The sequence below is a fragment of the Sphingopyxis sp. 2PD genome, from assembly GCF_005503695.1.
Taxonomy (GTDB): domain Bacteria; phylum Pseudomonadota; class Alphaproteobacteria; order Sphingomonadales; family Sphingomonadaceae; genus Sphingopyxis.
Genome location: NZ_SCMU01000004.1, coordinates 54,940 through 69,359, shown reverse-complemented (window position 1 = coordinate 69,359; position 14,420 = coordinate 54,940). Strand labels below are relative to the sequence as shown.

The following is a 14,420-nucleotide window of genomic DNA, read 5'->3' as shown; positions in this document are numbered from 1 at the left end:
GAGAGAATTATGGCGAAGCATTGGCTCGGGGTAGCGGCTTCGCTGTCTCTCTCCCTCACCGCAACGAGCGCGCAGGCGGCCCCCGACCTCAATGCCGCCAATGCCCGGCTGACTGCGCTGCTCGATAAAAATTACCCGGCGCTCGATGCGCTGTATCGCGATCTGCACCAGAACCCCGAACTCGGGATGCAGGAGGTCCGCACCGCGGGCATCCTCGCGCAGCATCTGCGCAAGGCGGGCTTCGCCGTCACCGAAAAGGTCGGTGGCACCGGCGTCGTCGGCGTGCTGAAGAATGGTGACGGTCCGACCATCCTGATCCGCGCCGACATGGACGCGCTGCCGATGGAGGAAAAGACCGGGCTCGCCTGGGCGAGCAAGGCGCGCGCGACATACGAAGGCAAGGATGTGCCCGTGATGCACGCCTGCGGCCACGACACCCACGTCGCCTATCTGGTCGGGGTTGCGCAGGCGCTCGCCGCGATGCGCGACAGCTGGTCGGGTACGGTCGTCCTGATCGGCCAGCCCGCCGAGGAGATATTGAAGGGCGCAAAAGCGATGCTCGACGACGGGCTGCTGACGCGCTTTCCCAAGCCCGACTATGGTTTCGCGGCGCATGTGCTGAACGGCCCGACGGGGACGGTGGGGATCAAGGCGGGGACCGCTTTCTCGGCCTCCGACAGCTATTCGATTACCTTCCACGGCCGCGGCGGCCATGGCTCGATGCCGTCGGCGACGCTCGACCCGATCCCGATCGCGGCGCGCTTTGTGACCGATGTCCAGACGGTGATCAGCCGCGAAAAGGATCCCTACGCGTTCGGCGTGCTGACGATCGGCGCGATCAACGCGGGGAGCGCGCCCAACATCATCCCCGACAGCGCCGAGGTAAAGGTCAACATCCGCTCGCTCACCCCCGAGGTGCGCCAACTGCTGCGCTCGGGCGCCGAGCGTTCGGCGAAGGCGGCGGCGATGATGGGCAACGCGCCCGAACCGACGATCACCTATCTGACCGGCACCGCGAGTCTGGTGAACAATGAGTCGATGGCCGCCAACGGCTTTGAAATCCTGAAACCGGTGTTCGGCGACAAATTGCTGTTCGCCCCCGCCAGCGCGGCGCCGGTATCGGCGAGCGAGGATTATTCGGAATTTGTCGATGCCGGAATTCCGTCGCTCTATTTTGCGATCGGCGGTTACGATCCCGCGGTCCTCGCCGACCTGAAGGCCAAGGGCCAGCCGATCCCGACCAATCACTCGCCCTTCTTTGCGCCTAAGGCCGAGCCGGTGATCCGCGGCGCGGTCTCGGCGATCGTCCTGTCGGTCATCGGCGGGGTGCGGCCGGGCGCGAAATAGGCGCCGATGTTCGATTTCGACAATGCGCTGATCGTTCGGCTGCTCGACCTGGCGGGGATTGGCGTGTTTGCTTTATCGGGCGCGCTGATGGCGGTGCGGCTGCGCCAGACGTTGGTGACCGCCGCCTTCTTTGCGCTGGTCACCGGGGTTGGTGGCGGCAGCGTGCGCGACCTGCTGATCGGCGCGCCGGTGTTCTGGGTGCAGGATGGCGCGATTTCGGCGGTGTGCATCGCCATTGCGTTGATCGTGTGGATCACCCCCGAACGCTGGTGGCAGGGGCAATTGCTCGAATGGGCCGATGCCGTCGGGCTCGCCGCCTACGCGGTGTTCGGTACCGCCAAGGCGCTGGCGTGGGGCGTGCCGCCCGCTCCGGCGCTGCTGATGGGCGTCATCACCGGCTGCGTCGGCGGCACGATCCGTGACATCTTGGCGGGGGTGCCGTCGATCATCGTGCGCCCTGAAATCTACGTTACCGCGGCGGCGCTTGCGTCGGGACTGTTCCTGCTCTTGCTGTGGCTCGGCGCCGGGACGCCGGTTGCCGCCGTGATTGGCGCGGTGGCCGGGTTCATCCTGCGCGGCGCAGCGATCCGCTGGTCGCTTGCTTTGCCAGCGTATCGCGATCCCAAAACCGGGGCGTAGGGCGCTGACCACCTCCCCGCTCGACACGAACGGACGAGAGGCGGCGCGTAGGTTCTGGATGCCCGACTTGACGTTCGCGTCAACTGCGCCATGCTAAGGAAAACCGGCCGAAGGATTTCCGCAGCATGACCACCGCGCAGACGACCGCCAATGGCATAACGATTACCTATGAAGACAAGGGGCCGAAGGACGCACCCGCGATCCTGCTCGTCATGGGGTTGGGCGGCCAGCTGACCTTGTGGCCCGACGAGTTCGTCGATGCGCTGAACGGCCACGGATTCCGCACCATCCGTTACGACAATCGCGACGTCGGCCTGTCGACGCGCTTCGATGCGGCGGGGGTGCCGAACGTCAAGTGGATGGTCGTGAAATCGATGTTGGGGCTTCCGGTCCGTTCGGCCTACACGCTCGCCGATATGGCCGCCGACGGCGTCGCGCTGCTCGATCATCTGGCGATCGAGCGCGCGCATATCGTCGGTGCGTCGATGGGCGGAATGATTTCGCAGCATATCGCCGCGCGCTACCCCGATCGCACCCTGTCGTTGACCTCGATCATGTCGAGCAGCGGCAACCGCCGCCTGCCGCGGGCGCGCAAGGAAGCGATGCAGGCGCTGGCGAACCGGCCGATGAGCGGCGATGCCGAGGATCTGATCGCCTATTCGGTGCGCACCGCGCGGGTGATCGGCAGCCCGGCCTATCCGGCCGCGGAGGAGAGGCTGCAGCGCCGCGTTCGCGCCGATTTCGAACGCGGCTGGTATCCGCAGGGGGTCGCGCGCCAGATGGCGGCGATCGTCGCCGACGGCGACCGGCGCCCCTTGCTGAAGACGATCACCGCGCCGACGCTGGTTGTGCATGGCGAGGATGACCCGCTAGTGCCGCTGGCTGCGGGGCGCGACACCGCCGACAATATCGCGGGCGCGCGACTGCTGACGATCCCCGGAATGGGGCATGACCTGCCGCTGGCCTTGGTCGATACGCTGGCGGGTGCCATTGCCGACCATGCCAAGGGGGTCGCCGTGGCGGCGTAAATCCTTCTCCCCTCCCGCTTGCGGGAGGGGTCGGGGGTGGGCCAGCAGCGGATCAGTTGCCCACCCCGCTGCGACTAGCGAACAAGTTCGCAAGTCTCGCTGCCCCTCCCGCGAGCGGGAGGGGGATTATTTGAGCAGCAGCGCCATCGTCGCCAAGAACCCCTTCGCCTCCGCACCGCCCGACCGCGGCACGGCGGGCAGATAGCCGCGGCAGTCGAGGCACGCCGCCTGTACCGATCCCGTCTGCGTCAGCAGCGCCATATCCTGCATCAGCCGGCGTTCGGTCAGCTGGCGGTTCATCGCCGCGATGCCGAACCAGCCGCGCGGCGCGGCGGCGACTTCCTCTTCGCTCTTGCCCCAATTGGCCAGCATCTTGGCGAATTCGCTCGGTTCGTCCTCATAATATTGCGCGTGAAAATCGCCCTCGACCTTGGCGAGTTTCGCCGCCGCGGCCAGCGCGTCGGGCAGACCGCCGAACTGGTCGACCAGCCCCAGCTGCCGCGCGGTGCCCCCGGCCCAGACGCGCCCTTCGGCAATCGCCTGCACCTTTTCGAGTGGCTGCTTGCGACTTTTCGCGACGAGCCCAGTAAAGCGCGCATAGACGTCCTCGACGCTCGCCTGCGCCAGCGCGTTGAACTCGTCGTTGACGCCGCCGACCACGTCGGGCTGACCCGACAACGGCGTCGTCGCGATGCCGTCGGCGGTGACCCCGATCTTGGCGAGCGCCTGCTCGAAGCTCGGCAGGATGCCGAACACCCCGATCGATCCGGTGATCGTTTCGGGTTCGGCAAAGATGCGGTCGGCGGGGGTCGAAATCCAGTATCCGCCCGATGCCGCGACATTCGCCATCGATACGACGATCGGCAGCTTTTTCGCCTTGGCGACGAGCAAAGCCTGACGGATCTCTTCGGACGCCAGCACCGATCCGCCGGGCGAATCGACGCGAAGCACGATCGCCTTCGTGCTGTCGTCGGCCGCGGCGTCGAGGATATGCTGCGCGACGGTGGTGCCGCCTGCGACCCCGGTCGGCGCCTCGCCATCGACGATCTCGCCGACGACGGGAACGACCGCGATGGCGCTGCCCTTCGTTGCGGGCGGGTTGGCCGCGACCCAGTTTTCGAGCGGGATCGCATTATATTCCCACGGCTTGCTGTCGTCATAGGCGCCGCTGATTTCGGCAACGCGGGTGTTGAACGCCATGCGGCTGCCGAGCTTGTCGACCAGCCCCGCGTCGAGCGATGCCTTGGACAGATCGTTGCCCGCGGCGCGCACCGCGCCCGCGGTGTCGGCGATATAGGCGTCGATCTTGGCCGCCGGACGCGCCTTTTTGACGTCGGCCAGCCAATTGTCCCACAGCACGCTGGCATAGGCGAGATTGGCCTCTTTCGCTTCGGGCGACTGGTCGCTGCGCAGGAAGGGTTCGACCGCGCTCTTGAACGTGCCGACGCGGTAGATGTTCGCGGTGATGCCAAGGCGGTCCATCAACCCCTTGTAATAAAGGCGCGACCCGCCCGGCCCCGCGATGGCGACGCCGCCAACGCTGTCGGCCCAGATTTCACTGGCGTGCGAGGCGATCTGATAGCTGTCGGTGGTGTAGGCGGTGGCAAAGGCCAGTACGGGCTTTTTCTTGGCGCGCACCTTGTCGACCGCAGCGCCGATTTCGGCGAGCGACACCTGGCCGCCGCCCAGAAAACGGTCGAGGTCCAGCACGACCGAGGTCACGCGCTTGTCGTCGGCGGCGGTTTCCAGCGCATGGACGACGTCGCGGACGCGGATTTCCTGCAGCTGGTCGCCGCCCGACAGCGCGGTGACGGTGTCGACCTCGGCGGGCTGTTCGCTAACTACCCCATCGAGTTCGATCAGCAGCGCGCCCTCGCTGACCGGCAGGCCGGCGTTGGGGCGGCCCGCGAGCAGGCCGAAAATCGCGACGAAGAACAGCAGCAGGAAAATCAGCGCGAGCCCGTCCTTGATGGCGACGAGCAGCCGCCAAACTTTGCGCGGAAAGCTGGTTCCCGATTTCGGCTTGTCGTCGCCGGGTAGCGGGCGGCGTACCGGAATGGCCCAGGGGCCGGCGGGATCGTTCGGGGTGTTGGCGGTGGTGTCGGTCATGGCTGCAAACCTAGGGATGCGGCTGGCCGTTGGCAATGCACGCTTCGACGGGTGGGGAACCCAGTCCTATGGACGACTACGTCCCCAAGTCCCCGTTCGCATCGAGCGAAGTCGAGATGCCTATCGGCTGTGCGCGTCTTTGCGGTGTCTCGACTTCGCTCGACACGAACGGAACCAGGGTTAGAGCCAGCCGGCACGCAGGTACCAGCGCACCGTTTCGGCGAGCGCGTCGTCGGTCGCCCATTCGGGTTGCCACAGCGCGGCGGGGGGCTGGGCGCCGTGTGCCGCGACCCAGTCGGGATGCGCAATATAGCGCGCGCGGTCGGGGGTCAGCTTGGCGCCGCCGCGGCGCACCAGCTTGTCGATCCGACCTCCGGCCTTCAGCACCGCGCCAGGAACCGCCAGCGTTGCGATCCGGCGGCGCCCCACCGCGCGTCCGATCGCGTGGGCAAAGCCCCGGTGCGACCATCCGCCCGCCTGGCCGTCGTCGGGTTCGTAGATCGCGCCGATGCTCGCGCTGCGATCGGCGGCGAGCGCGACGAGCAGCCGCGCCAGATCATCGACATAGATCGCCGACATGCGTCCCTTGGGCGGCAGCAGCGCGATGCCGCGACGCGCCATGCGGAACAGGTCGAGCATTTCGGTATCGCCGGGGCCGAACACTGCGGGTGGGCGGACGATCGTCCAGTCGAGCCCGCTTGCGGTCACGGCGGCCTCGGCGCGTTCTTTCGACCAGCCATAATCTGACAGGCCGGGCTCGCGCGCCGAGAGCGACGAGACATGGACGAAGCGCGTCACCCCGGCGCCGCGCGCCGCCGCGACGACGTTGGCGGTCGCTGTGGCATTGCCTGCCTCGAACGCCGCGCGCGTCGGGACATTGACCACCCCGGCGATGTGCATGACGACGTCGCTACCCGCGGCTATTTCGTTGAGGCTGTCCGTGTCGTCGAGCGCGCCCGCGATCCAGGTCACGCCCTCGCGGTCGGGTTGCGGGCGGCGGGTGAGGGCGCGGACATGCCACCCTGCGTCGATCGCCTGCCGCATCGTGGCGCCGCCGACAAAGCCGGTCGCGCCGGTCATCGCCAGCACGCGCCGCGTCACAGCAGCACCATATGGTCGCGGTGAACCATCGCGCTGCGCGGTGAATAGCCGAGCGCAGCCTCCTGCGCGTCGCGGCCAAGGCCGACGATCGCCGCGGCGTCGGCGCCGGGATATTCGGACAGGCCGCGCGCCATCACCGTGCCATCGGGGCCGACAATGTCGAGCACGTCGCCGCGGGCAAAGCTGCCCGTGACGCCGCTGACTCCCGCTGCGAGCAGGCTCGCGCCGCTTCGCAGCGCCTTTGCTGCTCCGGCGTCGATGGTCAGCCGTCCTTTGGCGGTCAGCCCGCCCGCCAGCCATGCCTTGCGAGCGCTGGCGCCCTTTTCGGCGACGAACAGGCTGTGCCGCGCCGCGGTCGACAGCGGCCGGTCGATCCTTCCCGAGGCGATGGCGAGGTGCGCGCCCGCGGCATTGGCGATGCGCGCCGCGGCGATTTTCGACACCATGCCGCCCGATCCCATGCCCGATGCCGACCCGGTATCGGCCATCGCCTCGACGCCCGCGTCGATGCGCTCGATGCGCGCGATATGGGTGGCGCCGGGCAGCGCCGGATTACGGTCGTACAGCCCGTCGATGTCGGACAGCAATATGACCCCGCCCGCGCCCGCCGCCTGTGCGACGCGCGCGGCGAGGCGGTCGTTGTCGCCAAAGCGGATTTCCTCGGTCGCGACGCTGTCATTCTCGTTGATGATCGGAACCACGCCCAGCGTGAGCAAGCGGTCGAGCGTCGCGGCGGCGTTCAGATAGCGCCGCCGGTCTTCCAGATCGTCGAGCGTCACGAGCATCTGCGCCGCGGTCAGCCCTTCGGCGGCCAGCACCTCGGCCCATACTTGGCTCAATGCGATTTGTCCGGTGGCCGCGGCGGCCTGCGCATCCTCCAGCGTCCCGCGCCCACCCTTCGCCAGCCCGAGCCGCCGCGCCCCGAGCGCGATCGCGCCCGACGAGACGACCGCGACCTGCTGCCCCGCGCGCGTCCGCTCCGCGATGTCGGCGGCGATCCCGACCAGCCAATCGCGGCGCACCGCGCCCGCGGGATCGACGAGCAACGCCGACCCGATCTTGACGATCAGGCGGTGACAGGCGGCGGGCGGAAACAGGCTCATCGCGCCGCCGATAGCGCGATGCAAGGTCGTCGCCAATGCTATTACGTCAGCGATCGCCCCCGAAGGTATAACTCAGCGCAACCCCCACCGACGGCTGGCTGCGGCTGCCAAGCTCACGCGTGATCGGGGAGTCGGCGGCGTCGCCGACCAGCCGGTCGTAGCGGCCATAGACCGCCACGCCCCAGCGGCGGCCGAGCATCCGGTGATAGCCTGCGGTCACCCCGACCGATTGGATGCCGCCATCGACGTCATAGGCGGGAAGACCGGAGGTCGCGGCGGCGGCGGGGGTGACGCCGAAATAGGCGTTTTTATATTTGGCGTCACCCAGCGTCACGCGCGGGCCGATCGAGAACAGCCAGTCGTCGCCCTGGCGCGCACATAGTCGGCGCTGACTTCACCCGCCCAGCCCTTGTGGCCGCTCACCGCCTTGCGGCCTTCGACGCGGACGCGGAGTGCCGGGGTCAGGTTGACCTGCGCGAACCCGCCGACCTCGAACGAAAAGCCGACTTTGGGGAGGTCCGCGCCGATGTCGGCGGCGGTGCGCTTGCCGATGAAGCCCAGCGACGGTCCGAAAGCAAAGTCTCCCGTCTGGATAAGCGGCCCGCCAAAGCTTTCGTCGGCGGCCTCGAAGGTGAATTCGGTGCCGACGCCTTCGCGCGAAACGTCGATATAGGGGCCGACCGACAGCTCCTTCGAACCCGGCCAGGATGGCGACAGTTGCGGGCCCAAAATGATGCGGGTGCGCTTTTCGCCGCTGTCGCCGTCATTCTGGGCGTGGGCGGGGCCGGCAAGCGCGGTGGCGACGACGAGGCAAAGTGCGGCAAGGGGAGCGTGTCGGGTCATGCGAAATCCTTGTTGTTCCGCACGAAATTCTTCAGCGGCGGGTTCGTTCCTAAACCGGCGACCAGTCGGTCGATTCTTCGCCGTCGTCGTTCTGCCCGACCGCCCGCTTTTCGGGGCCGATGATTTCGAGCAGCCTGTCGAGCACTGCGGGGACGCCCGCGCCGCTCGCGCCCGACAGCGCCATCACCGGGTGACCGCTTTCGGCTTCGAGTTCGGCCGACAGCGCGGCGATGAGCTCGTCGTCGAGTGTGTCGATCTTGTTCAGCGCGACGATCACCGGCTTGTCGATCAGATCGGCGCCATAGGCTTCGAGCTCGTCGCGGACGATGCGGTAGCTGGTCGCGACATCTTCGTCGTTGGCATCGACGAGGTGGAGTAGCACGCGGCAGCGCTCGATATGGCCGAGGAAGCGGTCGCCGACCCCGGCACCTTCGGCGGCGCCCGCGATCAGTCCCGGGATGTCGGCGACGACGAACTCATGCCCCTTGTGGCTGACCACGCCGAGCTGGGGGCGAAGCGTGGTGAAGGCATAGGCGCCGACCTTGGCCTGCGCATTGGTCACCGCGTTGATGAAGGTCGATTTGCCCGCGTTGGGCAGGCCGACAAGACCCGCGTCGGCGAGCAGCTTCAGCCGCAGCCACACCCACATCTCCTCGCCCGGCCAGCCGGGGCCGTGCTGGCGCGGGGCGCGGTTGGTCGAGGTCTTATAGCTGGCATTGCCGCGCCCGCCGTCGCCGCCGCGAAGGAAGACAAGGCGTTCACCCTCCTTGGTCAGGTCGGCGAGCAGGCTGCGGTCCTCGTCGTCGTCCAATATCTGCGTGCCGATCGGCACCTGGATGACGAGGTCGGGGCCGCCCGCGCCGGTGCGGTCGCGGCCTGCGCCGGGGGTGCCGCGCTTCGCCTTGAAATGCTGGGTGTAGCGAAAGTCGATCAGCGTGTTGAGCCCGGCGACGGCTTCAAAGATGATGTCGCCGCCCTTGCCGCCATTGCCGCCGTCGGGGCCGCCATATTCGACATATTTCTCGCGGCGAAAGCTGACCGCGCCGGGGCCGCCGTCGCCCGACTTGATGAAAATCTTGGCTTGATCGAGGAAATGCATGGGAAACCTTTGGAGCGGAAACACCGCCTTGGGAGCGCTGGGAGCGATGCAGGCGACGGTCCCTGTTCATGCCGCGGCGTCACCTTGGGCGACGTCGCTCGGGACGAACGATGTGATCGGATTGGCTCCCCTTAGTCGCAGTGCGCCGAAATGGCCAGTTTTGTGATGCATCGACGCCATGATCGATAAAATGCGCTGACCCAGCGCCACGCCGACGCAACTTTACCCGCTGGCGCTCGTTGAGTGAACAAGCCGCTGCGCAGCGCTTGCTCTTAATTTCCCGAAAGGATTTCAAATGTTTGACAACAAGAATGTGAGCACGCTCAATTCGCTGATCGCAACGACGCTCGACAGCGTCGATGGTTATCGCAAGGCCGCGGAAGAGGCCAACGCAGCCCGATTCCGCGAAATTTTTCTGAGCCGCGCCAACGAGCGCCAGAGCATCGTGTCTGCGTTCCAGACGAAGGTCCGCGAACTTGGCGGTAATCCCGAGGACGATGGCACCGTGCTGGCGTCGGCACACCGCGCATTCCTGGGTCTGCGCGATGCGCTGACCGGCGATCGCGACGATTCGGCGGTGGTCGCCGAGGTCGAGCGCGGCGAGGATCATATCAAGGCGAAGTTCGAAAGCGCGCTGAAGGACGGCGATCTCGACCCGGCGGTGCAGCTGCTGATCCAGACCAGCTTTGCCTCGGTTCGCGATGGTCATGACCAGATGTCGGCGCTCAAGCATCAGCTGAACGCCAGCTAAGACCTTCTCCCGCCCTCCCGGAGAAGAATGGAGACGGCGGTTCCGAAGCGTCGGAGCCGCCGTTTTTATCGGGCGTTCTGCTCGGCCCAGAAGCGGGCGATGCGGCCGGTGATCAGCTCACATGCCAGCACGCGCGACGTATCGCGGGGCAGGTCGAGCGCCTCGGCCATCGGGCCGCCCATCTGCGCGTCGCCGAGCGCCATCAGCACCAGCGCCAGCGTGTCTTCGTGCATCAGCCGCTTTTCATGCGCATCGGGCGCCATGCCGTCGATCAGGCGGTGGATCGCTTCCACGATCGGATCGAGCGCATCCTCGTTACCGGTCGCCGCCATCCACGTTGCCAGCGCCCCGGCGCCGCCGCTGTTGAAGGCGTCGAACGCAAGATCGACGATCTCGCGGACATTGCGTTCGCCCGGCGGAGATTCGGCCATTTTTCGCCCGATCGTCGTGCACACGGTTTCGGCAAGATAGGCGGCGAGCGCCTTTTGCAGCCCCGCCGCGCTGCCGAAATGGTGCAGCAGATTGGCGTGGGTGCGGTCGATGCGCGCCGCCACCGCCTTCAATGTCACCGCCGCGGGCCCGGTTTCGATCAAAATCTCCCGCGCCGCGTGCAGCGCTGCGGACCGGCTTTCCTCAGGACTCAGGCGCTTCTTCACTATTGACATATATGTAAGTAAACCCTATTCAACCACCCCATCGCCCCTTTTCGACGGTATGAACCATATGTCCAGCCTTTCCCTCTCCCCGACCCCCGCCGACCTGTCGATCAGCCCGCGCGACATGCGCTTTGGCCGCGACGACAAACAGGGGCGCTGGTGGCTGAACGGCGACCCGATCGCATCGGCATTCCACACCGCGCTGTCAGTGACCTTCCCGCGCGGTGAAGCGATGTTCATCGAGGCGGTGAAGGCGCATCGCGACGGGGTTCCGGAGAAGCTGGCGCGCGAAATCCGCGCGTTTACGCAGCAGGAAGTGATCCACAGCCGCGAACATGTCGTGTTCAACAAGAAAGCTGCGGAGGCGGGCTATGATCTTTCCGAGCTGGAAGCCGACGTCAATCAGGTGCTCGACCTGATCAAGACGCGCCCGCAGATCGTCAACCTGATGGCGACGATCGCGCTGGAACATTACACCGCGATGATGGCGGCCGTGATGCTGCGCGACGAGAGCATGTATGCGGGCGCCGAACCCGAATGGGCGGCGTTGTGGAAATGGCATGCGATCGAGGAGATCGAGCATAAGGGCGTCGCATACGATACCTGGCTGCACGCGACGAAGGACTGGAGCCGGTTCAAGCGCTGGCGCGCCAAGTCGATCATGATGCTGCTCGTCACCAGCCGCTTCTGGCCGAAGCGGATCAAGGGCATGAAAAATCTGCTGAAACAGGACGGGCTGACCGGGTGGCGCGTCACGCTACGCATCTGGTGGTACCTGCTCGGCAAGCCTGGCGTGCTGCGCAAGAGCTTCCTGCCGTGGCTTAGCTATTTCCTGCCGGGCTTTCACCCGTGGAACCATGACGATCGCGCGCTGATCAAGCTGTATGAGAGCGATTATGCCGATGCGGTGATGCCCGCCCAGGCGTCGGTGGCGGATCGGGTCGCGGCGGCCGCCTGATTTGGACCGCTACCCGCCATTTCGTTCGCATCATATTCTACCGTAGCCCTGAGCTTGTCGAAGGGCGCTTCTCGGTGAGGCGCCCTTCGACAAGCTCAGGGCTACGGTGACGGGCGACCCGGATGACAGGACCGCCCTAGACGCCGCGCCCCGCGTCCCATATCCCCTTGCCAGTGGAGGGGACCATGCAACCACAGATGACGGCGGCCGAGGTCACACAGTTCGAGCTGCAACTGGCGGGGCTGTCGTCGCTGCTCGAATTCGGCTGCGGCGGCAGCACATTGATCGCGGCGCGGCAGGTGCGGCGGATCGTCAGCGTCGACAGCGATGCGGCCTGGCTGGCGAAGGTGCAGGCCGATCTTGCGGGCGCCGCGGTCGAATTCACGCCCATACATATCGACATCGGCCCGGTCGGCGACTGGGGTTATCCGACCGATGAAGGCCGCCTCCGCGACTGGCCTCGCTATCACAGCCAGATCTGGCGCGGGATGGGGGGCAGCCCCGATGCGGTGCTGATCGACGGGCGTTTTCGCGTCGCGTGCCTGTTGCAGGCGATCATCCACTGCAAGCCCGAATGCGTCTTTCTGTTCCACGATTTCACCGACCGTCCGCATTATCATGTGGTGCAAAAACATGTCGATGTGCTGACCCGCGTCGACACGCTCGCGGTGATGCGCGCCAAGCAGCAGGTCGATGGCAAGGCGGTGCTGCACGACCTGTTCGATCATTATCTGATCCCCGATTGACCCGCCGCGTGCGCTTCGGCACACCCCGGCGCATGTTCCATATCGCCCCCGTCATCGAAACCGACCGCCTGCGCCTGCGCCCCGGCCGACTGTCCGACAAGGACGTCCATATCACGATGTGGGCCGACGACCGCGTGACGCGCTTCATCGGCGGCGAACCGCGCGCGCCCGACGTCAGCTGGGGAAAATTCCTGAGCTCGGCGGGGCTGTGGCCGGTGATGGGGTTCGGCTACTGGGTATTCGCCGACAAGGCGAGCGACGCGCTCGTCGGCATGGGGGGGCTAAGCTATTTCGGCCGCGGCATTCCCGAGCTGGAAGGGCTGCCCGAGGCGGGCTGGGCGTTCGACGCCGACCATTGGGGCGCGGGATATGCGACCGAGGCAATGCGCGCGGCGCTCGGCTGGGCCGACGCCAATCTCGATGCCGCCGAAGTGCGCTGCATCATCGATCCGGGCAACGACGCATCCGAGCGGGTCGCGGCGAAGCTGGGGTTCCGGCGGATCGGGGAGAGCGATGCGCTGGGGCATGTGGTGGCGATTTATGGGCGGCCAAAGGGCGGCTAACCCAAACTATCGTCATCCCGGCGAACGCCGGGATGACGAAGAAAAATGAAGCTTAAGCCGCTTCGACCACCAGCACCCCGCCGTCTGCGCTGATCACCCGGACCCTTGTCCCTTCGGCGGCATCCGGCCCGCGCACGGGCCATTCGCCGTCGCCGACCTTGGCGCGGCCGCGGCCGTTTTCGATCGCGGTCACCAAGGTCAGCACTTCGCCGACTAGCCGCCCCCCGCGCTGGTTGAGCAGCGGGTCGGTCGACACGATCGGGTTGTTCTTGAGCCAGCGCCGCGCGCTGTAGAGCGCGATGAAGGCGAGCACGGCAAAGATGCCGAGCTGCATCGGCACCCCGACCGGCAGCAGAAAGGCGAGGACGCCGGTGGCGATCGCGGCGACGCCCAGCCAGACGAGGAAGAATCCCGGCGCGACGATTTCGGCGGCGCACAGCAGCACGCCGATCGTCAGCCATGCCCAATGCGGTGACATATTGTTCAGCCAATCGGGCATGTCAGGCTCCCGTCTTGCGTTCGATCGCGTCGCGCGCCAGCTCGCCGATGCCGCCCAGCGTGCCGATCAGCTGCGTCGCTTCGACCGGGAACAGGATCGTCTTGCTGTTCGGGCTGGTCGCGAACTGGCTGACCGCCTCGACATATTTTTGCGCGATGAAGTAATTAATCGCCTGCGCGTTGCCGCCGGCGATCGCGTCGGACACCATCATCGTCGCCTTGGCCTCGGCCTCGGCTTCGCGTTCGCGCGCTTCGGCGTCGCGGAAGGCTGCTTCGCGGCGGCCCTCGGCCTGCAGGATCTGGCCCTGCTTCTCGCCCTCGGCACGCAGGATTTCCGACGCCCGCATGCCTTCGGCTTCGAGGATGTTGGCGCGCTTTTCGCGCTCGGCCTTCATCTGGCGCGCCATCGCGTTCGATATGTCGGCGGGCGGGCGGATGTCCTTGATTTCGACGCGGGTGATCTTGACCCCCCACGGCGTTGTCGCATCATCGACGACGTGCAGCAGGCGGGCGTTGATCTCGTCGCGTTTTGACAGCGTTTCGTCGAGGTCCATCGAACCCATCACGGTACGCAGGTTGGTGGTCGTGAGGTTCATGATCGCCAAGTAAAGGTCGCTGACCTCATAGGCCGCCTTGGCCGCGTCGAGCACCTGAAAGAAGACGACGCCGTCCACCGCGACCATCGCATTGTCCTTGGTGATGATTTCCTGGCCCGGGATGTCGAGCACCTGTTCCATCATGTTGACCTTGCGCCCGACGCGGTCGAAGATCGGCATGATGAAATTGAGGCCCGGCTGCGCAGTGTGGGTGTAGCGGCCGAAGCGTTCGATCGTATAGCTGTAACCCTGCCGAACCGGGGTCAGCGCCCACAGCAGGAACACCGCCGCGAGTACGACAAGTGCGATCGGAAACCAGTAATCCATCGAAAATCCCCTCCGCGATGCAGGCCGCCCGGGCCGCACTCCTTTATTGCGGGAAC

At 66.5% G+C, this 14,420-nt stretch carries 16 protein-coding genes; 7 read left to right on the top strand and 9 right to left on the bottom strand.

Annotated elements, in window-relative coordinates; translation table 11 throughout:
- Window positions 1-9: 9 nt before the first annotated feature.
- The 3 genes from FFS18_RS05725 to FFS18_RS05715 all read left to right on the top strand — a co-directional run bounded on the left by FFS18_RS05725 (window position 10) and on the right by FFS18_RS05715 (window position 3,014).
- A complete protein-coding gene (locus FFS18_RS05725; protein WP_137870130.1) occupies window positions 10-1,347 on the top strand; it encodes an amidohydrolase in 1,338 nt (445 codons plus the stop codon).
- Between the two features lie 6 nt (window positions 1,348-1,353).
- Window positions 1,354-1,986: a trimeric intracellular cation channel family protein gene (locus FFS18_RS05720; protein ID WP_120215441.1), complete on the top strand. Its 633-nt coding sequence runs from the start codon at window positions 1,354-1,356 to the stop codon at window positions 1,984-1,986.
- 125 nt (window positions 1,987-2,111) lie between these two features.
- On the top strand, window positions 2,112-3,014 hold the full coding sequence (locus FFS18_RS05715) for an alpha/beta fold hydrolase (protein WP_137870129.1): 903 nt from the start codon (window positions 2,112-2,114) through the stop codon (window positions 3,012-3,014).
- Between the two features lie 126 nt (window positions 3,015-3,140).
- Here the strand turns inward: FFS18_RS05715 and sppA are convergent, their stop codons facing one another.
- The 6 genes from sppA to obgE all read right to left on the bottom strand — a co-directional run bounded on the left by sppA (window position 3,141) and on the right by obgE (window position 9,269).
- The gene (sppA, locus tag FFS18_RS05710; protein WP_137870128.1) at window positions 3,141-5,123 is read right to left on the bottom strand and encodes a signal peptide peptidase SppA; all 1,983 of its coding nucleotides are present in this window, start codon (window positions 5,121-5,123) and stop codon (window positions 3,141-3,143) included.
- 180 nt (window positions 5,124-5,303) lie between these two features.
- On the bottom strand, window positions 5,304-6,203 hold the full coding sequence (locus FFS18_RS05705) for an SDR family oxidoreductase (RefSeq protein WP_137870207.1): 900 nt from the start codon (window positions 6,201-6,203) through the stop codon (window positions 5,304-5,306).
- A gap of 17 nt (window positions 6,204-6,220) precedes the next feature.
- On the bottom strand, window positions 6,221-7,327 hold the full coding sequence (proB, locus tag FFS18_RS05700) for a glutamate 5-kinase (protein WP_137870127.1): 1,107 nt from the start codon (window positions 7,325-7,327) through the stop codon (window positions 6,221-6,223).
- A gap of 46 nt (window positions 7,328-7,373) precedes the next feature.
- A complete protein-coding gene (locus FFS18_RS17820) occupies window positions 7,374-7,661 on the bottom strand; it encodes a MipA/OmpV family protein (protein WP_171005244.1) in 288 nt (95 codons plus the stop codon).
- Window positions 7,658-8,170: a MipA/OmpV family protein gene (locus tag FFS18_RS17815; protein ID WP_137870125.1), complete on the bottom strand. Its 513-nt coding sequence runs from the start codon at window positions 8,168-8,170 to the stop codon at window positions 7,658-7,660. Before FFS18_RS17815 ends, FFS18_RS17820 begins: the two co-directional genes overlap by 4 nt.
- Before the next feature lie 49 nt (window positions 8,171-8,219).
- Window positions 8,220-9,269 (bottom strand): GTPase ObgE, encoded by a 1,050-nt coding sequence (gene obgE, locus FFS18_RS05685; RefSeq protein ID WP_137870124.1) that lies wholly within the window; start codon window positions 9,267-9,269, stop codon window positions 8,220-8,222.
- A gap of 295 nt (window positions 9,270-9,564) precedes the next feature.
- Here obgE and FFS18_RS05680 point away from each other — a divergent pair, with 295 nt between their 5' ends.
- A complete protein-coding gene (locus tag FFS18_RS05680) occupies window positions 9,565-10,020 on the top strand; it encodes a PA2169 family four-helix-bundle protein (protein WP_137870123.1) in 456 nt (151 codons plus the stop codon).
- A gap of 65 nt (window positions 10,021-10,085) precedes the next feature.
- Here FFS18_RS05680 and FFS18_RS05675 read toward each other — a convergent pair whose 3' ends face one another.
- Window positions 10,086-10,685 carry a TetR/AcrR family transcriptional regulator gene (locus FFS18_RS05675; protein ID WP_137870122.1) on the bottom strand — a complete coding sequence of 200 codons (600 nt, stop codon included), beginning with the start codon at window positions 10,683-10,685 and terminating at the stop codon, window positions 10,086-10,088.
- Between the two features lie 58 nt (window positions 10,686-10,743).
- On the opposite strand from FFS18_RS05675, the gene FFS18_RS05670 reads away from it, so the two are divergent.
- From FFS18_RS05670 to FFS18_RS05660, 3 genes are all read left to right on the top strand, one after another.
- The gene (locus tag FFS18_RS05670; RefSeq protein WP_137870121.1) at window positions 10,744-11,634 is read left to right on the top strand and encodes a metal-dependent hydrolase; all 891 of its coding nucleotides are present in this window, start codon (window positions 10,744-10,746) and stop codon (window positions 11,632-11,634) included.
- 185 nt (window positions 11,635-11,819) lie between these two features.
- Window positions 11,820-12,380, top strand: a complete 561-nt coding sequence (locus FFS18_RS05665; RefSeq protein ID WP_249340318.1) for a hypothetical protein — start codon at window positions 11,820-11,822, stop codon at window positions 12,378-12,380.
- Between the two features lie 32 nt (window positions 12,381-12,412).
- Window positions 12,413-12,943, top strand: a complete 531-nt coding sequence (locus FFS18_RS05660) for a GNAT family N-acetyltransferase (protein ID WP_137870119.1) — start codon at window positions 12,413-12,415, stop codon at window positions 12,941-12,943.
- A gap of 52 nt (window positions 12,944-12,995) precedes the next feature.
- On the opposite strand, the gene FFS18_RS05655 is transcribed toward FFS18_RS05660, so the two are convergent.
- On the bottom strand, window positions 12,996-13,442 hold the full coding sequence (locus FFS18_RS05655) for an NfeD family protein (protein WP_137870118.1): 447 nt from the start codon (window positions 13,440-13,442) through the stop codon (window positions 12,996-12,998).
- A gap of 1 nt (window position 13,443) precedes the next feature.
- Entirely contained in the window at window positions 13,444-14,364 is a 921-nt protein-coding gene (locus FFS18_RS05650) for an SPFH domain-containing protein (protein WP_120215452.1), read from the bottom strand.
- Window positions 14,365-14,420 lie beyond the last annotated feature (56 nt).